21 protein-coding genes and 1 tRNA gene are annotated in these 26,285 nt (G+C 60.9%); 12 read left to right on the forward strand and 10 right to left on the reverse strand.

All coding sequences use genetic code 11. The features are described from left to right. Positions 1-7 precede the first annotated feature (7 nt). The 3 genes from AC13QY_RS26300 to AC13QY_RS26310 are packed head-to-tail and all read right to left on the reverse strand — an operon-like array spanning position 8 to position 3,038. Positions 8-1,318 (reverse strand): HlyC/CorC family transporter, encoded by a 1,311-nt coding sequence (locus tag AC13QY_RS26300; protein ID WP_113333925.1) that lies wholly within the window; start codon positions 1,316-1,318, stop codon positions 8-10. Then, positions 1,318-2,448, reverse strand: a complete 1,131-nt coding sequence (aroB, locus tag AC13QY_RS26305) for a 3-dehydroquinate synthase (RefSeq protein ID WP_113333924.1) — start codon at positions 2,446-2,448, stop codon at positions 1,318-1,320. The genes AC13QY_RS26300 and aroB overlap by 1 nt, the downstream gene beginning before the upstream one ends. Next, on the reverse strand, positions 2,445-3,038 hold the full coding sequence (locus AC13QY_RS26310; protein WP_069612905.1) for a shikimate kinase: 594 nt from the start codon (positions 3,036-3,038) through the stop codon (positions 2,445-2,447). Before AC13QY_RS26310 ends, aroB begins: the two co-directional genes overlap by 4 nt. 160 nt (positions 3,039-3,198) lie before the next feature. On the opposite strand from AC13QY_RS26310, the gene AC13QY_RS26315 reads away from it, so the two are divergent. The 5 genes from AC13QY_RS26315 to AC13QY_RS26335 all read left to right on the forward strand — a co-directional run bounded on the left by AC13QY_RS26315 (position 3,199) and on the right by AC13QY_RS26335 (position 7,139). Beyond that, positions 3,199-3,366 (forward strand): hypothetical protein, encoded by a 168-nt coding sequence (locus tag AC13QY_RS26315; protein ID WP_488494227.1) that lies wholly within the window; start codon positions 3,199-3,201, stop codon positions 3,364-3,366. Continuing rightward, positions 3,363-4,352 (forward strand): site-specific tyrosine recombinase XerD, encoded by a 990-nt coding sequence (gene xerD, locus AC13QY_RS26320; RefSeq protein WP_113333923.1) that lies wholly within the window; start codon positions 3,363-3,365, stop codon positions 4,350-4,352. Before AC13QY_RS26315 ends, xerD begins: the two co-directional genes overlap by 4 nt. Positions 4,353-4,415: 63 nt before the next feature. Beyond that, the gene (locus AC13QY_RS26325; RefSeq protein ID WP_113333922.1) at positions 4,416-5,369 is read left to right on the forward strand and encodes an acetyl-CoA carboxylase carboxyltransferase subunit alpha; all 954 of its coding nucleotides are present in this window, start codon (positions 4,416-4,418) and stop codon (positions 5,367-5,369) included. Between the two features lie 230 nt (positions 5,370-5,599). Beyond that, positions 5,600-6,913, forward strand: coding sequence for a L,D-transpeptidase family protein (locus tag AC13QY_RS26330; RefSeq protein ID WP_113354435.1), 1,314 nt, complete (start codon positions 5,600-5,602; stop codon positions 6,911-6,913). Beyond that, positions 6,906-7,139 carry a sulfurtransferase TusA family protein gene (locus tag AC13QY_RS26335; protein WP_113354234.1) on the forward strand — a complete coding sequence of 78 codons (234 nt, stop codon included), beginning with the start codon at positions 6,906-6,908 and terminating at the stop codon, positions 7,137-7,139. Before AC13QY_RS26330 ends, AC13QY_RS26335 begins: the two co-directional genes overlap by 8 nt. A 190-nt stretch (positions 7,140-7,329) precedes the next feature. On the opposite strand, the gene AC13QY_RS26340 is transcribed toward AC13QY_RS26335, so the two are convergent. Together AC13QY_RS26340 and AC13QY_RS26345 are read right to left on the reverse strand one after the other, a co-directional pair. Next, the gene (locus tag AC13QY_RS26340) at positions 7,330-8,532 is read right to left on the reverse strand and encodes a CobW family GTP-binding protein (protein ID WP_488494228.1); all 1,203 of its coding nucleotides are present in this window, start codon (positions 8,530-8,532) and stop codon (positions 7,330-7,332) included. Between the two features lie 15 nt (positions 8,533-8,547). Further along, positions 8,548-9,714: a D-alanyl-D-alanine carboxypeptidase family protein gene (locus AC13QY_RS26345; RefSeq protein WP_145322054.1), complete on the reverse strand. Its 1,167-nt coding sequence runs from the start codon at positions 9,712-9,714 to the stop codon at positions 8,548-8,550. A gap of 195 nt (positions 9,715-9,909) precedes the next feature. On the opposite strand from AC13QY_RS26345, the gene AC13QY_RS26350 reads away from it, so the two are divergent. Next, positions 9,910-11,070, forward strand: coding sequence for a M20 aminoacylase family protein (locus tag AC13QY_RS26350; protein WP_488494229.1), 1,161 nt, complete (start codon positions 9,910-9,912; stop codon positions 11,068-11,070). A 122-nt stretch (positions 11,071-11,192) separates the two neighbouring features. Next, a tRNA-Arg gene (locus tag AC13QY_RS26355) sits at positions 11,193-11,269 on the forward strand. Positions 11,270-11,415: 146 nt separating this feature from the next. Here AC13QY_RS26355 and AC13QY_RS26360 read toward each other — a convergent pair. Continuing rightward, on the reverse strand, positions 11,416-11,682 hold the full coding sequence (locus AC13QY_RS26360; RefSeq protein WP_113333916.1) for a BON domain-containing protein: 267 nt from the start codon (positions 11,680-11,682) through the stop codon (positions 11,416-11,418). Positions 11,683-11,880: 198 nt separating this feature from the next. Between AC13QY_RS26360 and dxr the strand changes: the two genes are divergently transcribed. Both dxr and AC13QY_RS26370 read left to right on the forward strand, forming a co-directional pair. Next, positions 11,881-13,074, forward strand: coding sequence for a 1-deoxy-D-xylulose-5-phosphate reductoisomerase (gene dxr / locus AC13QY_RS26365; RefSeq protein ID WP_113333915.1), 1,194 nt, complete (start codon positions 11,881-11,883; stop codon positions 13,072-13,074). A gap of 120 nt (positions 13,075-13,194) precedes the next feature. After that, complete coding sequence (locus AC13QY_RS26370) at positions 13,195-13,824, forward strand: LysE family translocator (protein WP_269244505.1); 630 nt, start codon at positions 13,195-13,197, stop codon at positions 13,822-13,824. 88 nt (positions 13,825-13,912) lie between these two features. Here the strand turns inward: AC13QY_RS26370 and hemA are convergent, their stop codons facing one another. From hemA to AC13QY_RS26390, 4 genes are all read right to left on the reverse strand, one after another. Further along, the gene (gene hemA / locus AC13QY_RS26375) at positions 13,913-15,124 is read right to left on the reverse strand and encodes a 5-aminolevulinate synthase (protein WP_113333934.1); all 1,212 of its coding nucleotides are present in this window, start codon (positions 15,122-15,124) and stop codon (positions 13,913-13,915) included. Between the two features lie 219 nt (positions 15,125-15,343). Continuing rightward, entirely contained in the window at positions 15,344-16,138 is a 795-nt protein-coding gene (locus tag AC13QY_RS26380) for an FAD binding domain-containing protein (protein WP_269244506.1), read from the reverse strand. A gap of 20 nt (positions 16,139-16,158) precedes the next feature. Then, positions 16,159-18,504, reverse strand: coding sequence for a xanthine dehydrogenase family protein molybdopterin-binding subunit (locus AC13QY_RS26385; RefSeq protein WP_269244507.1), 2,346 nt, complete (start codon positions 18,502-18,504; stop codon positions 16,159-16,161). Positions 18,505-18,585: 81 nt separating this feature from the next. Continuing rightward, positions 18,586-19,074, reverse strand: coding sequence for a (2Fe-2S)-binding protein (locus AC13QY_RS26390; RefSeq protein WP_488494230.1), 489 nt, complete (start codon positions 19,072-19,074; stop codon positions 18,586-18,588). 298 nt (positions 19,075-19,372) lie between these two features. Here AC13QY_RS26390 and AC13QY_RS26395 point away from each other — a divergent pair, with 298 nt between their 5' ends. From AC13QY_RS26395 to AC13QY_RS26405, 3 genes are all read left to right on the forward strand, one after another. Beyond that, positions 19,373-19,660 carry a YMGG-like glycine zipper-containing protein gene (locus AC13QY_RS26395; RefSeq protein WP_113333910.1) on the forward strand — a complete coding sequence of 96 codons (288 nt, stop codon included), beginning with the start codon at positions 19,373-19,375 and terminating at the stop codon, positions 19,658-19,660. Between the two features lie 325 nt (positions 19,661-19,985). Further along, on the forward strand, positions 19,986-21,911 hold the full coding sequence (locus tag AC13QY_RS26400) for an autotransporter assembly complex protein TamA (protein WP_269244508.1): 1,926 nt from the start codon (positions 19,986-19,988) through the stop codon (positions 21,909-21,911). Positions 21,912-21,976: 65 nt separating this feature from the next. Continuing rightward, a complete protein-coding gene (locus AC13QY_RS26405) occupies positions 21,977-26,161 on the forward strand; it encodes a translocation/assembly module TamB domain-containing protein (protein ID WP_269244509.1) in 4,185 nt (1,394 codons plus the stop codon). Positions 26,162-26,285 lie beyond the last annotated feature (124 nt).

Raw genomic sequence — 26,285 nt, forward strand, 5'->3', positions numbered from 1 at the left:
GGACGCCTTAAGCCGGCTTCGCCTCTTCCGACTCCGCGGGACGGATGCGCAGCTTGGTGATGCGGTTCTTTTCGCGCTTCATGACGATGAAACGCTTGCCGTAGAACGTGAAGGCCTGCCGCTCTTCAGGGATGGTCATCGATTCGTGGATGACGAGGCCGGCAATCGTCGTCGCCTCTTCGTCGGGCAAATCCCAGTCGAGCGCGCGGTTCAGATCGCGAATCGGCACGACTCCGTCAACAACGATCGAGCCGTCGGCCTCCTGCCGCACGCCCTGGATATCCAGATCGTGCTCATCGGCGATGTCGCCAACGATCTCTTCCAGAATATCCTCCAGCGTGACGATGCCCTGCACCTCGCCATATTCGTCGACGACGACGGCGAAATGCTGCTTGCGACGCAGGAAGGCGTTGAGCTGGTCCTCGAGATTGGTGCTGTCGGGCACGAACCAGGGCTTTTGCGCGATCTTGACGATATCGAGATTTTCCGGCTCGACATTACGTTCCGCGAGCGCCCGCAGCAAGTCCTTGGCATGCACGACGCCGATGATGTTGTCGATCGTGCCGCGCCAGAGCGGCATGCGCGTATAAGGGCTGTCGAGGATCGCACGCACGACCACTTCTGGCGGATCATCGGCATTGATGGCGCGCATTGCCGTACGGTGAACCATGATATCAGACAGTTCCAGCTCGCCGAGATCGAGAACGCCACCCAGACGGTCGCGGTCGGCCTTGACCACGGAACCCTCGCGGTGAAGCAGGTCCACGGCGCCGCGCAACTCCTCATGCGCCGACAGCATCGACACTTCCCGGGAGAGATTGACGCCGAAAATGCCCAGGATCTGGCGCACGATGGCATTGACGACGCTCGACACAGGCCCAACGACGATAACGAAGAGGCGTATCGCACTGGCGACATTCAGCGCGAAGCGGTCCGGCGTCGCAATGGCCCAGCTCTTCGGCAGAACCTCCGCGAAAATGACGAGAATGACGGTCATGGCGGCGGTAGCGATCGCCACGCCGGAATTGCCGAACAGACCCAGGAACACGCTGGTCGCAAGCGAGGACGACAGAATATTGGCGAGATTGTTGCCGATCAGCAGCGCGCCGATCAATCGGTCGCGACGCTCTATCAAGAGCCGCACGATGCCGGCCCGTCTGTCGCCGTTGGCTTCCAATGTATGGATACGGCTGCGCGAAGCCGCCGTCAGCGCTGTCTCCGAGCCGGCAAAGAAGGCAGAAAGCAGCACCAGGGCCACGATCGATATAATCTCGGGCCAATATTCCCACAAAACAGCCAGCGTGCCCTCGACGGTCATCAGGGATGTTTTTCCTTCAGGAAACTCAGGACTTCGGAAGACGGTACATCGTCCGCAACGAAGGACTGACCGATGCCACGCGTGAGGATGAAGGTGAGCTTGCCGCTCTTGACCTTCTTGTCCTGCGCGATCGCATCCATCAGCGCTTCGGCGGGCGGCAGCTCGCCCGGAATATCGCTCATCCGCGTTGGCAGGCCCACGGCCTTTAAATGCGCCTCGACACGCTTGGCATCATCCGGGCTTGCCAGATTGAGGCGCGCGGAAAATTCATGCGCCAGCACCATGCCGATCGCAACACCCTCGCCATGCACCAGCCGGCGGCTGTCATAGGCAGTGGCGGCTTCCAGCGCGTGGCCGAAGGTATGGCCGAGATTGAGCAGCGCGCGAGGGCCGTTTTCGCGTTCGTCGGCAACGACGACATCGGACTTTGCCTGACAGCTGGTGGCAATCGCCTCGATGCGAGCGGCACCACCCGAGAAGACATCCTTCCAATTGGCTTCCAGCCAGGCGAAGAAATCCGGCTTGTCGATCAAGCCATATTTGGCGACTTCGGCATAGCCGGCGCGAAATTCACGCTCGCTCAGCGTATTCAGCACATCGGTATCGGCAAGGACGAGATCAGGCTGATGGAAGACGCCGACGAGGTTCTTGCCATGATGGGTATTGATGCCGGTCTTGCCGCCAACGGACGAATCCACCTGCGACAGCAGCGATGTCGGCACCTGGACGAAACGAACGCCGCGGCGCACGATGCCGGCAGCAAAGCCGGAGAGATCACCGATGACGCCACCGCCAAGTGCGATCACCGCATCGTTGCGCTCCACACGCGCCGTCAGCACCGCATCGCAAACGGTAATCAGATGCTCGAAGCTTTTTGTCTTTTCGCCAGCGGGCAAAACGAGGCTGGAAGCCTGGATACCGGCCGCTTCAAGGCTCGCAACCAAAGCATCGAGGTAAAGCGGCGCGACATTTTCATCGGTGATGAGGGCGGCCTTGCGCCCCTTCAGCCGGGCTGCGATCTCCTGGCCCGCACGCGCGATCAGGCCGGGGCCAATCAGGATGTCATAGGCACGCTCGCCGAGAGGCACGCGCACGAGACGCTCAGCGGAGGCCGGTATGATCGCATTCATGGTATTCTGCTTTCTGCTTTCTTTCCCTCGGCAATCGCGGCAAGGACTTCCCTGACCATGATATCCTTGCTTACGTCGCGGGAAAGAACCGTGATATCGGCTTCCGCATAGATCGGATAGCGCGCATTCATCAGGTTCTCGAGGGTCTGTTTCGGATTCTCGGTCTTCAGCAACGGCCGTGTGTCGCGCTTGTTGACGCGGTCCCACAAGACGTCGAGGTCGGCCTTCAGCCAGACGGAAAGGCTGCCGCGCTTGACATGCAGGCGCGTGCTTTCGTTGATGAATGCGCCGCCGCCGGTCGAGACGACACGCGGGCCGCCCTTGAGCAGCCGCTTGATGACACGCGTTTCCAGCGCCCGGAACTCCTGCTCGCCATAGGCGGCAAACAGTTCGGCGATCGTCATGCGCGACACGCGCTCAATCTCGATATCCGTATCGACGAAGGGAAGGCCGAGCTGCTGCGCGACTGGCCGGCCGATCGAGGATTTTCCTGCTCCCATCAATCCCACGAAGACGAGATTGCGCTGACCGAGCGCAGCACGCGCCCTGTCTTTAAGGCTCTCGGCAAGGGTCAGGACTTGTTCACTCATCGGCCCATTCACAATTTCTTTGGAAACGGTATCGTCAAATGCACCGGTAGCGTCAAGACGCCGCTATCGTAAACATGTCTGCAATATCCTTCAGCTAACCCTTGAAGGACATAATTATTGCGCATCGCCGCGCCAATGAACGGCGAAGGAGAGTTTTCGAATGCCAACCCTATTTCGCTTCCTTGTCATCTGCGCGGTCATCGCCGGATCGATATATGGAGCAATGTGGGCTCTGGTGCTCTTCATCGATCCCCAGCCACGTGATGTGACGATCCGCATTGCCCCCGAACGCCTCAATCCTCCGACGACAGGCTCACTGAAACCATGAGCGCGCAAGCCGAAAATATACGAGCGGGCAAGAGAGATCTGGGGCGAGTGCATCTGGAAGCCTTTCTGGAAATGATGAGCGCCGAGCGGGGTGCTGCCATCAACACGCTGCAATCCTACGAGCGCGATCTCGACGATCTCCATTCATTCCTATCCGGGCAAGGAGTTCGTCTGACGGAAGCCAGCTCCAGCGACCTGGGAGCCTATCTTTCCAGCCTGTCGAGCCAGGGCTTCAAACCGTCCTCGCAGGCACGCCGGCTCTCTGCCATGCGGCAATTCTATAAGTTCCTCTATGCTGAAGGTCTGCGCACAGACGACCCGACGGGGATCCTCGATGCTCCCAAGAAGGGCCGCGCCCTTCCGAAGACGATGGGCGTCGACGACGTGACGAGGCTTCTGAGCCAGGCTGAGGAGGAGGCCGCGGCCGACGGACCGGACCGGCTGCAGCGGCTGCGCATGCTGGTGCTCCTGGAAATGCTCTATGCCACCGGCATGCGTGTGAGCGAGCTCATCTCTCTGCCGGCGAAGGTGCTGGATCAGGAAGGCCGCTTCCTGATGATCCGCGGCAAAGGCAACAAGGAGCGGCTGGTACCGCTGTCGCAGTCGGCCATTTCGGCGCTGAAAAGCTATGGGCGGCTGCAGGCCGAGATTGCGGCAAACGCTAAGAACCCTGCCCCCGAAAGTCCGTGGCTTTTCCCCGCCGCTTCCAGGCAGGGCTATCTGCCGCGTCAGGTTTTTGCGCGCGATCTCAAGGACCTTGCTATCCGGGCGGGCCTGACGCCTTCGATGATTTCACCGCATGTGATGCGCCATGCCTTCGCGAGCCATCTTCTCGCCAACGGCGCGGACCTGCGCGTCGTGCAGGAACTTCTCGGCCATTCGGACATTTCGACGACGCAAATCTACACACATGTGCTGGAAGAACGCCTTCATCAGCTGGTCCAAACGCATCACCCCCTTGCCAAACAGGCAAAAAAACAGGATTAGGACCGGCACACAGGCTGAAGCCGCCATCTCTCGTCACGGGCAAAAGGATCGGAAACGCACCTCATGCACAATTATCTGGACTTCGAAAAACCCATCTCGGATCTCGAAGGCAAGATTCACGAGCTCAAGAAACTGGCGAGCGAAGACGAAAGCATCGACACGTCCGAGGAAGTCGGGCGGCTTGAAATCCGCGTCCGCGAGGCGATGGCCGACATCTATTCCAAACTCAATGCCTGGCAGAAGACGCAGGTCGCCCGCCACCCGCAGCGCCCGCATTTCGTCGATTATGCCAGTGCACTGTTTACGGAATTCACACCGCTGGCCGGCGATCGCCAATTCTCCGAGGATGCCGCGATCCAGGCAGGTTTTGCCCGCTTCCGCGGCCAGCCGGTCGCCCTCATCGGCCAGGAAAAAGGCAACGATACCAAGAGCCGCCTGAAGCATAATTTCGGCAGCGCCCGGCCGGAAGGCTATCGCAAGGCGATCCGTATCCTCGAAATGGCCGACCGCTTCCAGTTGCCCGTCATCACGCTGGTCGACACCGCCGGTGCCTATCCGGGCGTTGGCGCCGAAGAACGCGGTCAGGCCGAAGCGATCGCCCGCTCGACCGAGATGTGTCTCGGCGTGAAGGTGCCGATCATCTCCATCGTTATCGGCGAAGGCGGTTCCGGCGGCGCCATCGCGATAGCCGTCGGCAACCGCGTCTATATGCTCGAACACTCGATCTACAGCGTGATTTCGCCCGAAGGTGCGGCCTCGATCCTCTGGCGCGATTCAACGCGCGCCAAGGAAGCAGCAACCAACATGAAGATAACGGCCGATGATCTGAAGAGCCTCGGCGTGATCGACGGCATCATCTCCGAGCCCGTCGGCGGCGCGCATCGCGATCCGAACGCGGTGATAAGCTCGGCCGGCGAAACGATTGCGACCGCGCTTGCAGAGCTTTCCAGCCGTTCGGGCGAACAATTGCGCAGCGACCGCCGCCAGAAATTCCTCAACATCGGTCGCAATCTCTAAGCGGCATTCGGAAAAAGTGATCGCTGAAAGCGGGAATGAGGCCAAACCTTGGCCACATTTCCGTTATCGAAGCTTTTATGGCAAAGAAAAGCTTGCCGACGCGCTGCGGGCACGTCATAGGCTGGTAAGGAATTTTCAAGTATAAGCCATCTATGATTCCGTTTCATGCTTCGAGGGGAGTGGCGAAACAGATCGAGCTGCCACTCTTCGCATTTATGGACCAGGTCAGAATGCGCATTCGTCACCTTGCCTATGTTTCCCTGATGGCGCTGGCACTCGCCGGCTGCAACGACGCGCTGGATACCGCGTCGATCGACCTGTCGAAGGTGAAGAACAAGGTCGAACAGCCGCTTCCAAGCCATATCCTCGCCGACATGGCCAAGAAGGGCATGGACCGCAATTCGCCGATCATGATCCGCATCTTCAAGGAAGAAGGCGTGATGGAGATCCTGAAGGCGAACCAGAACAACCGTTTCGAAGTTATCGCGGACTACAAGATCTGCGCCTGGTCCGGCCGTCTAGGCCCGAAGGTGAAGGAAGGCGACCGGCAGGCGCCGGAAGGCTTCTACATGCTGACGCCGGCCAACCTGAACCCGAATTCGAAATACTATCTCGCCATCAACACAGGCTTCCCGAACCGCTACGATGCAGCCAATGGCCGCACCGGCAACAATCTGATGATCCACGGCGCCTGCTCGTCGTCCGGCTGCTATTCGATGACCGACCAGCAGGTGCTGGAGATCTATGCCTTCGCGCGCGACGCCTTCAAGGGCGGCCAGAAGGCCGTTCAGCTCGAAGCCTTCCCCTTCCGCATGACGGCGGAAAACATGTGGAAGCATCGCCTCAGCCCCAATATCGAATTCTGGAAGATGCTGAAGGTTGGCTACGACAATTTCGAAGTCACCAAGCGCCCGCCCGAGGTCGAGGTCTGCGAGAAGAAATACGTCTTCAACCAGCAGGCCAGCGGCCCGTTCAACGCCAGCGGCAAATGCCCCGTCATGACCACGCCGCCTGCCCTGCAGATGGCGCTTGCGACCTATGACAAGCAGTATCAGGCCGACTATGCAGCTGCCTCGAAGAAGTTCGACGGCATGGCCTGGTACGACCCGACCGAAGCCGAGCGCAAGGCCGTCGTCGCCAAGCAGCGCAAGGGCCACGATATCGCCTATGCTCCCACAGGCACCGCCCTTGCCGCCGGCAAGATGATGAAGGTCGCCGATCTCGAATCGATGATGGCGAACCAGTCGGCCCAGCAGATCGCGCGCGGTGGCACGGCAGTAAGCCCGACGGGCAACCCGACGACGGCAAGCATTCGCGTGGCTACGGCAAGTCCTGCGACAGGTGCTCCGATGGCACCTGCGCAGCAGCCCGCGGCCGGCCCCGTCATTGCGGCCAATGTTCCGGCAAATGTGCCGATCCCGACGGCAAACCCCATGAACCCCAGCCTCAACGCGCTCGCCTACGCGCCAGCGCCTCCTGTCGAAACCGCGCAGACCGAGGCCAAGAAACCGCCTTTCTGGAAGTTCTGGGCCAAGAGTGAATAGTCCGGATACCGAGATCTACGATCTGCGCGGCCTGAAATGCCCCTATCCGGCGATCAAGACGGAGAAGCGTCTGCGCGGCATGGCAAGCGGCGCGACATTGACCGTGGAAACCACGGATCCGCTCGCCGTCATCGACATCCCGCATCTCTGCAACGAGAAGGGCCACACGCTTCTCGTGAACGAGAAGACGGATGGCGGCCATCGCTTCGTGATTCGCAAGGGGTGATCTCTAGCAGCTGGTGGCCATCCCAATGGTTCGAGGGTCGCTACGCTCCCGCCTCACCATGAGGATGGAGCGACTGTGGATTTCCCTTATCGCGCCACCCTCTCTTCGATCATGGCCGACAGTGCGGCCAAGACCAGCCTCACCCTGAGCCTGTCGAAGGGCGGGGCGGGTTGTTAGATCTCATCGAGATTTAAAACTTCATCCCCGGCACGGCGAGCGGATTGTCCCCCAGCGCCGCCCTATCAGGCGTATCGACGCGCGGCTTGCTGAGGAAGGCGTCAAATAGGCCCTTCACGAAATCTTCCGGCAAATCCTTCGTGATGATGACCATGCGCGTGCGGCGATCTTCGGGATCGGGCCATGCCGGCAGGCGCACCGGCGCATGAAAGATATTCTGCACGCCATGCAGCACGACAGGACGCTCCGGCCGGTCGGACACTGCAACGATCGCCTTCATGCGCAGGAGCTTCTCGCCATGCGCCGAACGCAGCAGATCGATGAACATTTCGAGCGCCATCGGATCGATAGGCTGGGTCTCGACGATCGAGAACGACCGGATCGAGCTGTCATGCCGCGTGACGTCATGGGCGTGCTGATGCCGGTGGCCGTGGTGGTGCCCATGATGGTGATGGTGGTGTCCATGATCGCCATGATGATGGTCATGGTTATGGTCGTGGTGATCGTGCTCATCATGGTGATGATGATCGTCGTCCGCTTCCAGCTCGTCCTGCAGCCAGCGGCCGACATCGGCGATCTTTGAAGCCGGGTCGTAGAGGCCGTTGACCAGAATGGCGGCGCGTCCCGCCTCGTCGCTATCGGCATTCAGGATCTGCGCGCGCGGATTGAGCGCCCTCAGCCTGCTCTCCAGCTGCGCTTCCGGCACGGCGCCGGCAATCCCCGTCTTGGACACGATCAGCCGGTCGGCGACCGCCACCTGCTTGCGCGCTTCTTCGTGATTGTCGAGCGTCTGCAGCCCGTTGACCGCATCGACGACGGTAATGACGCCATCGAGGTCGAAATTGTTGGCGATGATCGGATTGCCCATGATCGACTGCATGACGGGAGCAGGATCGGCAAGGCCGGTCGTTTCGATGACGACGCGCTTCAGCGGCCGGATGCGGCCGGTCTGCATCGCGTCCATCAGGTTCGCCAGCGTATCCACCAACTCGCCGCGCACCGTGCAGCACAGGCAGCCATCGGAAAGCTCGATGATGGAATCGCCGGAGCTTTCCACCAGCAGATGATCGATACCGACATCGCCGAACTCGTTGATGATGACGGCCGCATCGCGCATGGCCTCATCCTTGAGGATGCGGTTGAGCAGGGTCGATTTACCCGCACCGAGGAAGCCGGTCAGGATGGCAACCGGCACTCTTAGCTGCGAAACACTCATGATTCCTGTCCGATATTAGAAAGTGGGCCGCGGCATCGGAACCGGCACATTGGACGCGCTGCCGGAGATCGCGATCTTGTTGTCCCTGGTCGCCTTGTCGCCTCTGGCCGTGACATCGTCCTTGTCGCTCTTGGCGGCCGTCGCGATATCCTGGCCGCCGATCAGGCCGGCATAGACGAAATTGGGCTCGTGATCCATTTCGTGGATATAGGGCGATTGTACCTTGGTACGGCCGAAGGGATCGCGGGTCTCGCTGCGCGCCTGCGCGCCCTTTGTGCTGCAAATGTCAGCGGTGACATCGGCGACGTCGGCTGCAAGCGGCGCATCGGGCCTGAGGGTCGCCAGCGTGTCGCGGGTGGACAGCTGGTTCTGGAAGCCCTTTTCCAGGAGATTGGCAGAATCGTCAGCGCGCGCCGCCAGGCTGTCGGTGCCGAGAACGACCGAGATCAGCGTACGGCCGTTGCGGGTTGCCGAGGCGATCTGGTTGAAGCCGGCAGCGCAGATGAAGCCGGTCTTCATGCCGTCGGCGCCGTCGAAACGGCCGATGAGCATGTTGATGTTCGGCACCTGCTTAACGCCGTTGGTGAAGCCCTCGAGCGAGAAATAGCCGGCATATTGCGGGAACTCGCGGCGCAGCGCCACGCTGAGAATGGCAAGATCGCGCGCCGTCGTATACTGTCCCTTGCCGGGCAGACCGTTAGGATTGATGAAATGCGAGTCGCGCATGCCGAGGCGCGCGGCTTCCGCATTCATCCGCGCCACGAAGCCCTGCTGCGAACCGCCGACCGTCTCGGCCACAGCCATGGCAAGATCGTTTGCCGATTTGACCAGCATCATCTTCAAGGCGTTGTCGAGCGTCATCTTCTGGCCCGGCTTGAAGTACATCTTCGCCGGCGGCTGTGCGGCAGCAAGCTTCGACATGACGACGGGTGTATCGAGCCGGATCTGACCGGACTGGATGGCCCGGAAGGTCACATAGGTCGTCATCAGCTTCGTGAGCGAGGCCGGATACCAGCGGCGAAACGCCTCCTGCTGGTCGAGAACACGTCCGGTGCTGACATCGACGAGAATATGCGGATTGGCTCCGGCCGTTTGCGCGGTCGACAGGAAAAGCATGGATGCTGCTGCGGCCATAGGAACGAGCCGCAGGGCGGCATACAAACGATTCTGCTTCGTCGGCACGATCTATCCTTCAGAAGTCCGGAATTTTCTCGAAAGCTTCGTCTATTTAACCTATATGGCTAGGAGAAGGCAAAGGCGATTGACGACTTTATTTCCCGATGGCACGCCGCCAACGCCGCGATAAGCTAGCCGAGGCTGTGCCAAGGACCCGCAGGTTGAACCAGAATCGATATTGAGCAGCAGGAAAATCAGCATATGCCGATCTTGAACAGAGCCGCAGAACTCCAGGGCGAAGTGACCGAGTGGCGCCGCCATATCCATGCGCATCCCGAACTCCTCTATGCGGTCGAGAATACGGCCGCCTTCGTGGCCGAGAAACTGCGCGCCTTCGGCGTCGACGAGGTGGTGACCGGCATCGGCCGCACCGGCGTCGTCGGCCTGATCCGCGGCAAGGGCGAGGGCCGCACGATCGGCTTGCGCGCCGACATGGATGCCCTGCCCCTCACCGAAATCACCGGCAAGCCCTATGCCTCCCAGACTCCCGGCAAGATGCATGCCTGTGGCCATGACGGCCACACCGCCATGCTGCTGGGGGCTGCGAAATACCTCGCCGAGAACCGCAATTTCAACGGCAACATCGCCGTCATCTTCCAGCCGGCCGAAGAAGGCGGCGCCGGCGGCGACGCCATGGTCAAGGACGGCATGATGGAGCGCTTCCAGATCGCCGAGGTCTATGGCATGCACAATATGCCGGGGCTGCCGGTCGGCCACTTCGCCATCCGCAAGGGTGCGATCATGGCGGCGACGGATGAATTCACGGTCTCCATCAGAGGCGTCGGCGGCCACGCCGCCATGCCACACAGAACGATCGATCCGATCGCCATCGGCGCGCAGATCGTCTCCAATTTGCAGCTCATCGCCTCGCGCAGCGCCGATCCGCTGAAATCGGTTGTTGTCTCCGTCACGACATTCAACGCCGGCAATGCCCACAACGTCATCCCCAAGGATGCGAGCTTCACCGGCACAGTGCGCACGCTCGATCCCGAAATGCGCGACCTTGCTGAGCAGCGCTTCAAGCAGATCGTGACAGGCATTGCCGCAAGCCATGGTGCGGAAGCCGAGATCGAATTCCACCGCAACTATCCGGTCACCTTCAACCACGCCGACGAGACCGATTACGCGATTGCGGTGGCCGAGGAAATCGCCGGTGCAGGCAATGTCATCCCGAACATCGACCCGATGATGGGCGGCGAAGATTTCTCCTACATGCTGCTCGCCCGCCCCGGCGCCTTCATCTTCGTCGGCAACGGCGACAGCGCCGGCCTGCATAACCCGGCCTACGACTTCAACGACGAAGCCATCGCCCACGGCATCTCCTATTGGGTGCGCCTCGCCGAACAGCGCCTCAACGCCTGAGGCTTGCCTCGATACCTCCGCGTGGTCTTTGGGGCTGCGCGGAGCCTGCTCAACACAGATTGTCTCCACGACGCAAAAAGGCTTGGCTTCGGGCCTTTGCTTTTGTATGGATCATGCCGAGTGGTCTCGTAGCTCAGCAGGATAGAGCATCAGATTCCTAATCTGAGGGTCACGCGTTCGAATCGCGTCGAGATCACCATTACACTCAAGCACTCAGTATCGCTCTTAGTCCGCGTTTCGAGCTGGCGAAGGTTGCGGCGATCACGAGCTTTTTCATGCGTCTCCCCGAAATGCATGCAGGTTGATCCCCGCGGACGCACGATGAACGAGGACTGAAGCTCGTGCTCATCCCACCGCGATCCTGTTCCTCACCAGCCTGACGCCGGGAATGGATTCTGCGACCGCGGTTGCCCGCGCCACCTCCTGATAGGTTGCGACCGAACCGTGCAGGCGGATTTCCTGGCCTGCCGCAATCACGGTGACATCGGAAGCATCGATTCCGCCGGCAACGGCGAGCGCATTGGCAACCGCAGATTCCAGCGCCGAGCGCCTGGCCTGGTCGTTTTCCAGATAGAGCTCCATGCCGTGAAACGTTGCCGCCTTGAAAACCATTCATCGCCCTCCGCAGTCGAGTGGTCGGAAAACGCAGCAGTTTGCATTTGGTTCAATGGAGATTGAAAAAAATATGACTAATTCACACGGTCGCTTTTCGCGTGTATCGCCGGGGGAGCGGTTGCATGGCTCCGGACTTGCCGCTCCGCCCAATCCCCTGTAGAGCCTTGGGGAACAGCAGCAAATGCGGATACCTGAATGAACACCGGCAGCACGGCGCGTCGTCGCCTGACGATATTGGGTTCGACCGGCTCCATCGGCCAGAATACGCTCGACGTCATTGCCCAGCTGGGCGGGCGTGAGGCCTTCGATATCGCGGCCATCACCGGACATGACAATATCGGCCTGCTGGCCGCGCAGGCCAAGGCCTGCGGTGCCGCTTTTGCCGTGACGGCCAATGAGGAGCGCTATCAGGATTTGAAGGATGCGCTGGCTGGATCGGGCATTGCCGTCGGCGCGGGTAAGAATGCCTTGATCGAGGCGGCTTCGATGCCCTCGGACTGGGCGATGGCGGCGATCGTCGGCACAGCCGGCCTGGCGCCGACGCTGGCAGCCGCCCGCCGCGGCGCCGATATCGCGCTTGCCAACAAGGAATGTCTCGTCTCCGCCGGGGATCTCTTCGTGCGCGCCGTGGCCGAAGGCGGCGGCCGGCTGATCCCCGTCGATAGCGAGCACAGCGCGATTTTCCAGGCACTGGAGGACGATCAGCAGCACGCGGTGGAGCGCATCATCATCACCGCATCGGGCGGCCCCTTCCGCACCTGGACGCGGGAGCAGATGGCCAATGTCACGCCGGCAATCGCGCGTGCCCATCCCAACTGGTCGATGGGTTTAAAGATCTCGATCGGCAGCGCCTCCATGTTCAACAAGGCGCTGGAGATGATCGAGGCCAAGCACTTGTTCAATGTCCGCCCCGACCAGATCGAAGTGGTGGTGCATCCGCAATCCGTCATCCATTCCATGGTCGGCTATACGGATGGCTCGGTGCTGGCGCAGCTCGGCTGTCCCGACATGCGCACCGCCATCGGCTATGCGCTGACCTATCCCGCCCGCACCAGCCTCAATGTCGACCGGCTGGATTTCACCAAGCTCGCCCGGCTGGATTTCGAGGCGCCGGACGAAGTGCGCTTCCCGGCACTGCGCCTTGCCCGCACCGCACTGGAGCGCGGCGGCCTGCAGGGCGCAATCATGAATGCGGCAGAGGAGATCGCCTTCCACGCCTTCGTGGATGGCCGCATTGGCTTCCTCGAAATGGCCGATATCGCCGAAGCCGTCATGGAGGAGATGATTGCGATCGGCAGCGCCGACACCATGGATGCGGTCTTTGCCGCCGATGAGGAAGCACGCGGCCGCGCCGCCGCACTCGTCGACCAGCGGGAAAAGGCTGCGTAAGCATAATCTTACAATAGATCGCAACGTTCCGCATTCGCTACGCAACCACATATACGGCGGTTGCCATTCCCGGTGATGATGCTAGAGAGGAATTCCGGCTTCACTTTCAAGGGAATCACGATGCCGGACTTTTCCACGATCATTCTTTTTGCCGCCGCCGCGCTGGTGCTCACCGCCACGCCCGGTCCCGACATGCTTCTCATCGCCTCGCGCAGCGTCAGCCAGGGTCGCTCCGCCGGCTTTCTCACCTATGCCGGCATTGCGCTTGGAACCTATTGCCACGCCATGGCGGCAGCCCTCGGACTGTCACGGCTCTTTCTCACCGTGCCGGTCGCTTATGAGATCGTGCGTTGGGCAGGCTGCGCCTACCTGCTCTATCTGGCCGTCAAGACGCTCCGCTCCCAGGGTTCTGCGTTCACACCGTCGGCCGGGCTCAAGCGCCTTTCGGGTAAGCGCATCTTCGTCGAGGGCCTGGCAACCAATATTCTTAACCCGAAATTGGCCCTGTTCGTGCTTGCGCTCTTCCCGCAATTCGTCGATCCCAGCGGCTCGATGATCCTGCAGATGGCCTTGCTCGCCACCATTCTCAACGGGATCGGCTTCCTGGTGAACGGCTCCGTCATCCTGCTTGGCAGCCACATCCGCGGCCGGTTCTCGGCGATCAAGCGCCTTCCGAAGCTGCCGCAATATCTGCTGGCGACGGTATTTGCCGGCCTCGCCTGCCGCCTGGCTTTGGGAAGCCGCGGCTAACGACGGCACAAACAATCATTGCAGAAATCGGCATCGCACCGATATTCCGCAATGAAGCGCATTTTGATTTTGAGGCGGAAGCCGTCTCTTACGCAACGGCCCGGGCAAGCGCACAGCGAGACCAAAGCGCGTGCAGCGCACCGACCAACTGTTCGATATCGCCATCGGAATGCAGCGGCGTCGGCGTGATGCGCAAACGCTCGGTCTTCTTCGGCACAGTCGGATAGTTGATCGGCTGCACATAGACGCCGGCATCGAGCAGCAGATCGGAAATCCACTTGCACTTGGCCGCATCGCCGACCATGACCGGAACCACATGGCTCGGGTTCGGCATGTGCGGAATGCCGGCCGCATCGAGCTGGGCGCGCAGCTTACGCACGCGATCCTGATGGCGCATGCGTTCGAACTGGCTGACCTTGAGGTGTTGGATCGAGGCGACGGCACCCGCAGCCAGAGCCGGCGGCAGCGACGTCGTGAAAATGAAGCCCGACGCAAACGAGCGGATGAAATCACAGAGCGCGGTCGAAGCGGCGATATAGCCGCCCATGACGCCGAATGCCTTGCCGAGTGTGCCTTCGATGACGGTCAGACGATCCATCAATCCCTCGCGCTCGGCAATACCGCCGCCGCGCGGGCCATACATGCCAACGGCATGCACTTCGTCGAGATAGGTCATCGCGCCATACTTGTCGGCGAGGTCGCAGATTTCCTTGATGGGGGCGATATCGCCATCCATGGAATAAACGGATTCGAAAGCGATCAGCTTCGGCGCCTTGGGATCGGCAGCCTTCAGCTTGGCTTCGAGGTCATGCAAATCGTTATGCTTCCAGATGACCTTGTCACACTTCGCATAGCGAATGCCCTCGATCATCGACGCGTGGTTCAGCGCATCCGAGAAGATGATGAGGCCGGGAATGCGCGCGCCGAGCGTGCCGAGCGTCGCCCAGTTGGAGATGTAGCCCGAGGTGAAGATCAGGGCGGATTCCTTGCCGTGGAGATCGGCGAGTTCCTGCTCGAGCAGAACATGGTAGTGGTTGGTGCCAGAAATATTCCGGGTGCCTCCCGCACCCGCGCCACAGTGATCGATCGCCTGCTTCATCGCCTCGATCACTTTCGGATGCTGGCCCATGCCGAGATAGTCGTTGGAGCACCAGACAGTCACTTCCTGCGGGCCATTCGGGGTATGTCTGATAGCGCGGGGAAAATTGCCACGGCGGCGTTCGAGATCTGCGAAAACCCGATAACGGCCCTCATTGTGCAGGCCTTCCAGCTCGCCTTTAAAAAATGCTTCGAAATCCATCATATGCTCCAGTACCGTGCGACCGTTTTCGAGAATGCCGGTTCACACGTCAACCCCTCCGCATTGCTTTCGCGCCCACTGCGGCAAATGGCCCCTAATTTTGAACAATTCCAGACAAGAATAACCATTCACGTCAAATTGACAATCGAAACCATGCTGGAAACACTCTCTCCGGAGCGGAGGGTAAACCCTGCCGCTCCGGGCTTGTTCACGGCGAATCTAGGCGGCAGCCACAGCGCGCTTGGCCATAACCTTGATCAGATTGGCGCGATATTCGGCCGTGGCGTGCAGGTCGGACAGCAGCGCGGATGGGTCCACCGTCACGCCGGTAACCGCGTCCGGCAGAAAGTTCGCCGCAAGCGCCTGCTCCAGTTCGGTATGGCGGAACACGCCGTCCGCACCGGCACCGGTAATGGCAACGCGCACGCCCCCCGCCCCCTTGGCGACGAAGACACCCGTCATCGCATAGCGTGAAGCCGGATTGGGGAATTTTGCGTAAGCTGCCCTTTCCGGTGCGTCGAAGGCGATGGAGGTGATGAGCTCCGCCCCTTCCAGTGCCGTTTCGAACAGACCCCGGAAGAAGTCGTCAGCCGCGATCTGGCGCCGGTCGGTGACGATGGTGGCATTCAGCGCCAGCATTGCCGAGGGATAATCCGCCGACGGGTCATTATTGGCGATGGAGCCGCCGATCGTGCCCATGTGCCGGACATGCGGATCGCCGATCATGCCGGCAAGGTCGCAAAGCGCCGGACAGACCGCACGGATCGCTGCCGAAGAGGCAACCTCCGCATGGGTGGTCGCCGCGCCGATCGTGACCCTGCGGCCATCGACGCGGATTCCCTTGATCGAAGGGATATGCCTGAGATCGACGAGATCGCTCGGCGATGCCAGACGCTGCTTCATGGTGGCGATCAGTGTCATGCCGCCGGAAACATATTTGCCTTCGTCGGCATCAGACAGAAGCTTCACGGCTTCGTCGACCGAGGAGGCGCGATGGTAATTCGTTGCGTACATTGTCCTATCCTCCTCTCGTTTCAGGCCGTGGCCCGTGCCGCTTCCCACACCTTGAGCGGGGTTGCCGGCATGGTCAGCCTGTTGTTGCCGATCGCATCGGTGATGGCGTTCATCAGCGCCGGCGGCGAGCCGATCGCACCCGCCTCGCCGCATCCCTTGATCCCCAGGGGATTGTTCGGGCATGGCGTATTCTGATGCGAAAGCTGGAAGGACGGCAGATCATCGGCGCGCGGCATGGTGTAGTCCATGAAGCTGGCCGTCAGAAGCTGGCCGCTCTCGTCGTAATGTACGCCTTCCAGCAGCGCCTGACCGATACCTTGCGCGATGCCGCCATGCACCTGTCCCTCGACGATCATCGGATTGATGATGTTGCCGAAATCGTCGGCCGCGACGAACTGCACGATCTCGGTCTTGCCCGTTTCCGGATCCACTTCGACCTCGCAGATGTAGCAGCCGGCCGGGAAGGTGAAGTTCGCCGGATCGTAGAAGGCAGTTTCCTTCAGGCCTGGCTCCATACCGGCAGGCAGATTGTGGGCGGTATAGGAGGCGAGCGCCACCTGGAACCATGGCAGCGCCTTGTCGGTGCCTGCCACTTTCACTTCGCCGTTCTCGATGACGATATCGCTCTCATCGGCCTCCATCAGATGTGCGGCGATCTTTTTTGCCTTCGCCTCCACTTTGTCGAGCGCCTTGACGACGGCGGACATGCCGACGGCGCCGGAGCGGGAACCATAAGTGCCCATGCCCATCTGCACCTTGTCGGTATCGCCGTGGACGATGGATACGCTGTCGATCGGCACGCCGAGGCGATCGGCGACCAATTGCGCGAAGGTCGTTTCATGCCCCTGTCCGTGGCTGTGCGAACCGGTAAGCACTTCGATGGTTCCGACCGCGTTCACCCGCACTTCGGCCGATTCCCAGAGGCCGACGCCGGCCCCGAGCGATCCCACGGCCTGCGAGGGCGCGATGCCGCAGGCTTCGATGTAGCAGCTCATGCCGATGCCGCGCTTCATACCGCGGGCGGCGGCTGCTGCCTTGCGGGAAGGGAAACCTGCCCAATCCGCCTGCTGCATGGCGGCGTTGAGTGAAGCCTCGTAGTCGCCGGCATCGTAGTTCATGATGACGGGCGTCTGATGGGGGAAGGAACGGATGAAGTTGATCCTTCTTAGCTCCGCCGGCGAAACGCCGAGTTCGCGCGCAGCCGTTTCCACCGTGCGCTCCAGCAGATAGGTCGCCTCCGGCCGCCCTGCTCCGCGATAGGCGTCGACGGGCACGGTATTGGTATAGACCGTGCGGACATTGGCATGGATTGCCGGGATATCATATTGGCCCGACAGCAGCGTCGCATAGAGATAGGTCGGCACCGCCGAGGAGAAGAGCGACATATAGGCGCCGAGATTGGCGATCGTGTCGACCTTCAGAGCCGTCATGCGGTTCTGTGCATCGAAGGCCATCTTGACCTTGGAGACATGATCGCGACCATGTGCATCGGTGAGGAAGGCTTCCGTGCGATCCGCCGTCCATTTCACAGGCACGCCGGTCTTCTTCGATGCCCAGAGGCAGACGATTTCCTCCGGGTAGATATAGATCTTCGAGCCGAAACCGCCGCCGACATCGGGCGCGATGACGCGCAGCTTGTTTTCCGGCGCGACATTATAGAAGGCGCTCATGACGAGCCGGGCCACATGCGGGTTCTGGCTGGTCGTATAGCAGGTATAATGGTCTTCGGCCGCATCATAGATGCCGAGCGTAGCGCGCGGCTCCATGGCATTCGGCGAAAGCCTGTTGTTATGAATCTCGACTTCGGTGACATGCGCGGCCTCGGCAATCGCCTTGTCGGTCGCCGCTGCATCGCCCAGTTCCCAGTCGAAGATTAAATTATCGGGCGCTTCCGGATGGATCTGTGGCGCGCCGGCTTTCAGCGCATCCACCGCCTCAACAACGGCAGGCAGCTCCTCATAGTCGACTGCCACGGCTTCCGCCGCATCGCGCGCCTCGCCAAGACTATCGGCCACGACGATGGCGACGGCATCGCCGACATAGCGGACGGTATCGACCGCCAGCGGCCGCCACGCGCCCATCTTCATCGGCGATCCATCCTTAGAATGGATCATCCAGCCACAGATCAGATTGCCGATGCCATCATCAAGCAGCTGTTTGCCGTCGAGCACGCCGGTCACGCCCGGCATGGAAAGAGCCGCCGACGCGTCGATGCCCTTGATCTTCGCATGTGCATGCGGGCTGCGAACGAAATAGGCATATTTCATTCCCGGCGTCACCATGTCGTCGGTGTAGCGCCCCTTGCCCGTCAGAAATCGCTTGTCTTCCTTGCGCGCCACGCGCGCGCCAATGCCTTCAACGCCCATCACATCCTCCATTGGGGTTCCGGGCCTGGCAATCCGCCAAGATCACAGCCCGGGCGTTTAGCCAGACGGTCTCGGTGGAATTTATTCGGCCGCTTGGCTTGCGGCGTTCATCGCGGCATTGGCTGAAAGCACCGCCTTGACGATGTTGTGATAGCCGGTGCATCGACAGATATTGCCTTCGAGTTCGCTGCGAACGGTCTTTTCGTCCAGCTTGCCGCCATGACGGTTGATCATGTCGGCCGATGTCATCACCATGCCCGGCGTGCAGAAGCCGCATTGCAGGCCATGATGCTCCTTGAAGGCGGCCTGAACCGGATGCAGCTCGCCATTGGCGGCGAGACCCTCGATGGTTGTGATCTTGGAGCCGGAAGCCTGAACGGCCAGGATGGAACAGCTCTTCACCGACTTGCCGTCCATGTGCACGACGCAGGCGCCGCATTGGCTGGTGTCGCAGCCGACATGGGTTCCGGTCAGGCCGAGTTTTTCCCTGATGAAATGGACAAGCAGCGTGCGATTCTCGCACTCACCGCTGACCGAACGGCCGTTCACCGTCAAAGTCACTTTTGCCATATTTTCCTCCTCGCCTCTCCTCCAGAGGCAAGGAGCATCATTTGACTTTTTCGCAATCCAATCAACCTCTACTTTAGAGAGGAGGTGGATTTTCTGCCTCCCGGCAAGCTGTTTTCTTCTCCAGATGGCAAGCCGCCTTTTTTCAGCAATAAAAAAACTGCTATCCACCAATAGACAATCATATTTTGCACGATATTTTCTATCGTTGCAGGACTGTAAAGACAGCCCATCGTGGTGGAGCTGAAGAATTGGGACGACGTTGGCCGGGGTTCGGCTTAACTAACGTTGGAGAGAGTAAATGAAGAAAGTTCTTATGCTCGCATTGGTCGGCTTGTCTATCGCAAGCTGCACGCCGACAGAACAGGGCGCAGGCATCGGCGCGGCATCCGGCGCGATCATCGGCGGCGCGGTCACCGGCAACGTCCGCGGCGCGGCAGTCGGCGCAGCGATCGGTGGCGTTTCCGGCGCCGTCATCGGCAGCGTCCAGGAACAACCCGGCCAGTGCTACTACCGCGACCGCTACGGCCGTCGCTACATCGACGATTGCCCGCGCGGTGGCTATCGCGGTGGTTACGGCGGCTATTGATCGATTGATCGATCTTTCATCGAATTTCGAAGGTCCCGGGCCGCAAGTCCGGGACTTTTTGATTCGGGCCGCAAATGCCTTTGGCAACGCGGCGAAACCTGGTTATCGCATGGTTTTGACAACCCAAGGACGCTGTTTTTCGGGCCGCCTGAATATATGAGAATTCCAGCAAGAACCTCAGCGTTTCGCGCGCTAACGGGCATATTTTCCCTGTTTTTGACTCCAAAACGGTACACCTGAGAGACTTTTGCCTCTATGGTGGCCGCGCGTTAACCCCCGGGAAACGTCAAACTGAGTAAGTTCTCATGTAACCGTAAAGCGGCGTATGCATAAAAGAACTGAACCGAGAAAGAGTATTGCGTATCGGCAGGCAGGAACCGTGGCAGCGGTTGCGGCAATGCTGGCGCTCGGTCCGGTGTGCGCCCAAAATGCCTTTGCATTCAAACTTTTCGGCATCAAGCTCTGGGGTGAAGACGAAACGGCGGATCAGGTTTCCGATCCCGTCCGCTACACGGTGGATTTCAAGTCCGATAATCTCGACAAGGACCTCAAGGAAGCATTGAGCGATAGCTCGATGCTGATCTCCGACGAAAAGAAGCCGGTATCCGGCGACCTTGGCGTCGTCGTGAAGGCGCGCGACGATCGCGACCGGCTGATAGCAGCGCTTTACGAAAAGGCCCGTTACGGCGGCGTGGTCACCATTGCCGTCAACGGCACGCCTCTCGACGCCTTACCGCCGACGCCGACCTTCAGCCGCGCCAAGCCCGTTGCCGTCACCATCAGCGTCGATCCCGGCCCGGTCTTCAAACTCGGCAAGATCAACCTGCTTGGCGACGCCGCGAGGCTGGACCCGGCCAATTATGGCCTCGTGCGGGGCGGCGATGCCGGCTCATTGACCATTCTGAAGGCAGGCGACAAGATGGTCGTCGACTTCAAGAACGAAGGCCACCCACTCGCCAAACTGGACGAGCGCCAGGTCATTGCCGATCATTCGACCAATACCGTGGATGTCTCGCTGAAGGTCGAAAGCGGCCCCGTCGCTCCCTTCGGCAATGTCGGCGTTACCGGCCAGAAGTCGGTCGATCCAGACTTCATTAAGCGCTATGCCCGCATCAACGAAGGCAAGCCCTACTCGCCCGACGAGCTGAAGAAGGCCTCGGACCGCCTGAGAAAGCTCGGCGTCTTTTCAAGCGTTACCATTCGCGAGGCCGACAAGCTGGCGCCGGATGGCAGCATCCCGACGACCATCGAGGTGTCGGAAGGCAAGCAGCGCTTCTTCGGTGTCGGCGCACAATATTCCACCATCGACGGTTTCGGCCTGCAGGGCTATTGGGGACACCGCAACCTGACGGGACGCGCGGATTCGCTGCGCATTGAGGGCTCGGTTTCCCGCATCGGCGAGACCACGGATGTCGGCCAGCTCGACTATACCGCCGGCATCACCTATGTGCGGCCGGCAACCTTCTATCCCTCGGCAACTTTTACCGCCGGCCTCAAGATGCAGAGCCTGCATCCGGACGCCTACGACGCCAACACGGTCACGGCGAGCGGCGGCCTCGCCTATGAAATCAACGATCAGGATACGGTATCTGCCGGCGGCGAGGTGTCCTATGAATCCGATACCACCGATGCTTTCGGAAAACATAATTACCTGACGGTCGCGATCCCGCTCGAATACATCAGGGACACGCGCGACAACAAGCTGGATCCGACCGAAGGTTATCGTGCCTCCATCAGCGCCAAACCGAGCTATGAAGCAATGGGCGGCACGGTTTTCAGCTCCTTCGAAGGTTCGATCACCGGTTACAAGGGCATAGGCGCCAACAACAACGTGGTCTTCGCCGGCAAGCTCGCCGCAGGCTCGTTGCTGGGCGCAAACAGCATCGAGGACATTCCCGCGACCCGGCGTTTCTATGCCGGTGGCGGCGGCTCGGTGCGCGGTTACAGCTATCAGGAAATCTCGCCCTATAACTCCCACGGCGACGAAACTGGCGGACGCTCCTACGTGACAGCCTCCTTCGAAGCGCGGGTGAAGATCACAGACACGATCGGCGTCGTGCCTTTCGTCGATATGGGTAGCGTCACAGACAGCGTCTTGCCCGACGCGTCCGATCTGCGCATTGGCGCTGGCGTCGGCTTGCGCTACGCTACGCCCTTCGGTCCGATCAGGCTCGATGTCGCTGTGCCGTTGAAGAAATATGACAATGGCACATCTTATGGCATCTATGCCGGCATCGGTCAGGCCTTCTGATAAAGCGCAGAGTTGTCGCGGGCCTTTCAGCACACGGTTACGAAATTGAGGTTACTGTCGCTTTCATGAGCATATTGATTCGAATCCTCGGGAAATTGGTGCGCTGGATCGCCTATGCGGTCGTGGCAATCCTTTTGCTCGTGATCGTGGCTGTGCTCGTCGTCGGCCTCGTACCCTCCGCAACCGGTTATGCCGTCGATCAGGTGGCAAAGCTCGCATCTACGCCGGATCGTACCATCGCCATCGCCGCGCCCTCAGGACTGCTGAACGGCAATCTGAGGGTCGGTTCGATCACTGTGTCCGACACGAAAGGCCCCTATGCCAAGGTGCAGAACCTTGCCATCGACTGGTCTCCACTGTCCTTGCTGACCGGCACCTTCCATGCCGATCGCGTCGCAGCCGATGTGGTCGATTTCGAACGGCTGCCGGTTTCGACGGTCGCATCCGCACCGGCAACGCAGCCGGCAAGCTCCAGCGGTTTCTCCCTGCCCATCGCCATCGATATCGGCGCCATCGCCCTGCCTGATCTTCGCATCGGACAGGCCGTTGCCGGGCAGGACTTCGTTCTCGCCGCCGACGGCAGCGTCAAGGCAAACAACAGCAGTATGGGTCTGACACTCAATGCCTTCAGGCACGATGTGCCGGATGCCAAGCTTTCCGCCGATATCGCCTTTGCTCCGGCCGACAATCAGCTGAAACTGAAGACACAGATCTCCGAGCCGCGCGACGGCATGCTGGCCGGGCTGCTGCACCTGCCGGGCGGCCCTGCCGTCAATATCGATCTTTCCGGCGATGGCCCTCTCTCCAACTGGGCCGGCAAGCTGCAGGCGTCACTCGACGGCAAGCCGACAGTCGCCATCAGCGGTCACCACAGCCTCTCCAACGACGGCCTGCGCCACATCGATGTCAAAGGCGGCGGCGATGTCGATTCCCTCCTGCCGCCGACCATGCGCGCGCTCTTTGCCGGCCAGACCACCATCGATCTCTCCGCAACCTTCGACGGCAAGGGCAAGATCGATATCCAGACTGGCAATCTCGCCACCGGCAGCGCCGTGCTTGCCGCATCAGGCACACTCGATCCCGCCGGCAACAATAGCCTCAATGCCAATCTCATCGGCACCTCCGGCCCCGTCGATTTCCGCTGGCCTATGGAAAACGGCGAGGTCCGCGCCCTGATTTCGCGGGTTGACATCGCGCTGACGGGTGCGGCCCAATCGGTGAAGATCGACGCAAAAGCTGCTCTCGACAGCGCCAGCACGCCGCAGGGCAATATCGGACAGATCAATCTCAGTGCCCGCAGCGATGCCTTCAATCTCACCGGCATGTCCGGCCCGCTGCAGCTTCGCCTGGTTGTCGGCCAGACGGCCTTCGTGAGCCCCGACCTCAATCGCCTCATCCGCGCGCCGATTGCGCTGACTGCGCCGCTGCAGCTCTCGCCCGATACGATCGGCTTCAACAATACGACATTGGAAAGCGCCAGCATCGGCGGCACCGTCAACGGCAAATATACGCTGTCGTCGAAGGCGCTGACGGGCAATTTCAAGCTTTTCGCCCTGCCCGGCGTTCTGCCGGATGGTGTCTCGGACAAGTTCGAAGGCACGATCTCCCTGGAAGGCCAGGTCGCCGGCACGGTGCCGACCAAGATGACGCTCTCCAATCTTGCGGTGAAATCCAATGTCGCCGAAATCAATGGCAATGTCGCGCTCAACGACCAATCGCTAACCACAGATCTATCCGGCAAGGTACTCGACCTTTCCAAGCTCGTCCCGAACGCGCAAGGACAGGCCGATATCGGTCTCAAGGCCAAGGGACCGCTCTCTGCACTCGGCATCGACGCGACCGTCAGGGCCGTCAATGTCAAGCTGGCGGGACGGCTGCTCGATACGCTTGACGTCGGCGTGACCGGCACCGCCGATCCCAAGGCACCGCAGGCAAATATCCGGGCAAATGGGGCAATCGACGGCAAGCCGATCCGCATCACCGCCGACGCCGTTTCCAAGGATGGCCGCACCAGTATCCCATCGCTGGCAGCCGAAATCGGCATCAACAAACTGCAAGGCAAACTGGATCTGTCGCCGAGCTTCGAGCCGACAGGCGCGCTGACCTTTGACCTGCCGGATCTCAGCCTTCTGGCCGCGCTTGCCGGCCAGCAGGCCGAGGGTGACCTCAAGGGCTCGCTCGACATCGCCAGCACCGGCGGCAAGATCGGCCTGAAAGTCAATGCAAACGGCAGCGGCATCCGCCGCGACGATCTCGTCATTAGCAAGCCGGCCGTGGCACTTGCCGTCGATGATCTCAAGGCCCTCTCTGCAAATGGCACCATCCGCGCCGATACGATCGCCTCCGGCGCCAACCGCATCGCCGATCTTAACCTGACCTTCACCCAGCAGGGCAGCCGCACGGATTTTGATCTGAAGTCGACCTATGATAGCGCGCCGCTGACGACACACGGCAGCGTCGAAACGGCTGGTGGCCAGACGACGGTGAGCCTCGACTCGTTTGCAGGCGCGCCGCGCACGATACCGGTGAAGCTCGCATCGCCGACGAAGATCGTCATCAAGGACGGCATCGCCTCTCTGAACGGCCTGACCCTTCAGACCGGTGGCGGTTCAGTGACCGTTGATGGCACCGCCGGGCAGGTCCTGAACATCAATGCGAAGATAGCCAACCTGCCCGCGAGCCTGGCCAATGTCTTTGCGCCGACGCTTGCGGCAGAAGGCGTCATCTCGGGCACGATCGCGGTCACCGGCAAGGCCGCCTCACCGGCCGTTGTCTTCCAGACCAACTGGTCGGGAGCAGCAACAAGCCAGACGAAATCCGCCGGCCTCGCCGCGCTCGGCATCAAGGCGGACGGCAAGTTCGCCGATAATGTCGTCACCATCAACACCAACCTGACCGGCCAGAGCGGCCTGGCGCTGAATGGCAGCGGCACCGTCGCTATTGCCGGCAACAAGGCGATGGCGCTGAGGTTTGCCGGTAGTCTGCCGTTCGACGCCTTGGCAGGCCAGCTGGCCGCCCAGGGCCTGGTCATGACGGGTACGGCGAAAATCGACATGCAGATCGGCGGCACGACGGCAGCACCCGCCATTACAGGCTCGATCACCACCGACGGCGCCAAGCTGGTCGATGTACGGCGAAATCTGACCCTCAACGGCCTCGCCGTCACGGTTACGCTCGATGGCCGGCAGGCCGTCATCTCGCGGCTGAGCGGCAACCTCACGAGCGGCGGCAGCGTTTCCGGCAGCGGCACGGTCGGCATTACCCCGGATAGCGGCTTCCCTGCCGATATCCAGATGAAGTTCAACAATGCGACCTATGTCGACGGGACCCTGGTCACCGCGACGGTCAACGGCACGCTCGGCATCAAAGGACCGCTCATGACCGCGCCGATGCTGACGGGCAATCTTAGGATCAACAAGGCATCGATCACCGTGCCGCAGAAGCTGCCGGCCTCGCTGTCTGAGATCAACATCAAGCACAAGAATGCGCCGGCTGCGGTCAACGCCCAGTTCAAGGATCAGAAACCGGAGGCGCCGCGCAGCAAATCGACCACGCTCGGCATCGATCTGCAACTCGAGGCACCCTCGCAGATTTTCGTGCGTGGCCGCGGCATCGATGCCGAACTCGGCGGCAACATCACGGTGCGCGGCACGGCAGCAGAACCAATCGTGTCCGGTGGATTCACCATGCGGCGCGGGCGTCTGACCATCTTGAGCCGTCGGCTTGACTTCACCGATACCAGCAAGATCACCTTCGGCGGCGATCTGACGCCGGCGCTCAACATGGAAGCGACGTCGACGGCAGGCTCCACCACGATAACGGTCGATGTCACCGGGTTGGCGACCGACCCGCAGATCGGCTTCTCCTCATCGCCGGCTCTGCCGCAGGACGAGGTGCTGGCACAGCTGATCTTCGGCCAATCCATGTCGAAACTATCGGCCATGCAGATCGCCCAGCTCGCCGACGCCGCCAGCCAGTTGGCCGGCGGACGCTCCACCTCGCTCTTCGAAGGCCTGCGCAGCCATCTTGGCGTCGACGATCTCGACATCTCGACGGATGCGAACGGCCAGGCACAGGTTGGCGCCGGCAAGTATATCAACAAGCGCACCTATATCGAACTGCAGCAGGGCGCTTCAAACAACACCAAGGCCATCATCAATTTTAACGTCGGTCGCGGCGTGAAGCTGCGCGGTGCGGCGGGATCCGACGGCGCCGGGGAAGCCGGCGTCGTCTACGAGCATGAATATTGAGGAACACTTCTCCCGCGGAAGCAGACCATTATCGAGTGAGAGGAAACGGAGATGTGTGCGTTGTTGCGCAGCGCGAGCTCACATGAAGATTGAGCCGTCGGATTGTCATTCTGCGCAATCAGAC

The organism is Martinezella sp. CNPSo 3795 (genome assembly GCF_057784475.1).

What these genes read in the sequence shown, in the direction of transcription:
- AC13QY_RS26385 (WP_269244507.1), bottom strand. Translation starts at nt 18,504, where the DNA reads ATGGGCGTTGAAGGCATTGGCGCGCGCGTGGCGCGCAAGGAAGACAAG.
- AC13QY_RS26315 (WP_488494227.1), top strand. Translation starts at nt 3,199, where the DNA reads ATGCCAACCCTATTTCGCTTCCTTGTCATCTGCGCGGTCATCGCCGGA.
- hemA (WP_113333934.1), bottom strand. Translation starts at nt 15,124, where the DNA reads ATGGATTTCGAAGCATTTTTTAAAGGCGAGCTGGAAGGCCTGCACAAT.
- AC13QY_RS26325 (WP_113333922.1), top strand. Translation starts at nt 4,416, where the DNA reads ATGCACAATTATCTGGACTTCGAAAAACCCATCTCGGATCTCGAAGGC.
- AC13QY_RS26395 (WP_113333910.1), top strand. Translation starts at nt 19,373, where the DNA reads ATGAAGAAAGTTCTTATGCTCGCATTGGTCGGCTTGTCTATCGCAAGC.
- AC13QY_RS26340 (WP_488494228.1), bottom strand. Translation starts at nt 8,532, where the DNA reads ATGAGTGTTTCGCAGCTAAGAGTGCCGGTTGCCATCCTGACCGGCTTC.
- AC13QY_RS26330 (WP_113354435.1), top strand. Translation starts at nt 5,600, where the DNA reads ATGCGCATTCGTCACCTTGCCTATGTTTCCCTGATGGCGCTGGCACTC.
- AC13QY_RS26405 (WP_269244509.1), top strand. Translation starts at nt 21,977, where the DNA reads ATGAGCATATTGATTCGAATCCTCGGGAAATTGGTGCGCTGGATCGCC.
- AC13QY_RS26300 (WP_113333925.1), bottom strand. Translation starts at nt 1,318, where the DNA reads ATGACCGTCGAGGGCACGCTGGCTGTTTTGTGGGAATATTGGCCCGAG.
- AC13QY_RS26380 (WP_269244506.1), bottom strand. Translation starts at nt 16,138, where the DNA reads ATGTACGCAACGAATTACCATCGCGCCTCCTCGGTCGACGAAGCCGTG.
- xerD (WP_113333923.1), top strand. Translation starts at nt 3,363, where the DNA reads ATGAGCGCGCAAGCCGAAAATATACGAGCGGGCAAGAGAGATCTGGGG.
- aroB (WP_113333924.1), bottom strand. Translation starts at nt 2,448, where the DNA reads ATGAATGCGATCATACCGGCCTCCGCTGAGCGTCTCGTGCGCGTGCCT.
- AC13QY_RS26370 (WP_269244505.1), top strand. Translation starts at nt 13,195, where the DNA reads ATGCCGGACTTTTCCACGATCATTCTTTTTGCCGCCGCCGCGCTGGTG.
- dxr (WP_113333915.1), top strand. Translation starts at nt 11,881, where the DNA reads ATGAACACCGGCAGCACGGCGCGTCGTCGCCTGACGATATTGGGTTCG.
- AC13QY_RS26310 (WP_069612905.1), bottom strand. Translation starts at nt 3,038, where the DNA reads ATGAGTGAACAAGTCCTGACCCTTGCCGAGAGCCTTAAAGACAGGGCG.
- AC13QY_RS26350 (WP_488494229.1), top strand. Translation starts at nt 9,910, where the DNA reads ATGCCGATCTTGAACAGAGCCGCAGAACTCCAGGGCGAAGTGACCGAG.
- AC13QY_RS26390 (WP_488494230.1), bottom strand. Translation starts at nt 19,074, where the DNA reads ATGGCAAAAGTGACTTTGACGGTGAACGGCCGTTCGGTCAGCGGTGAG.
- AC13QY_RS26360 (WP_113333916.1), bottom strand. Translation starts at nt 11,682, where the DNA reads ATGGTTTTCAAGGCGGCAACGTTTCACGGCATGGAGCTCTATCTGGAA.
- AC13QY_RS26400 (WP_269244508.1), top strand. Translation starts at nt 19,986, where the DNA reads ATGCATAAAAGAACTGAACCGAGAAAGAGTATTGCGTATCGGCAGGCA.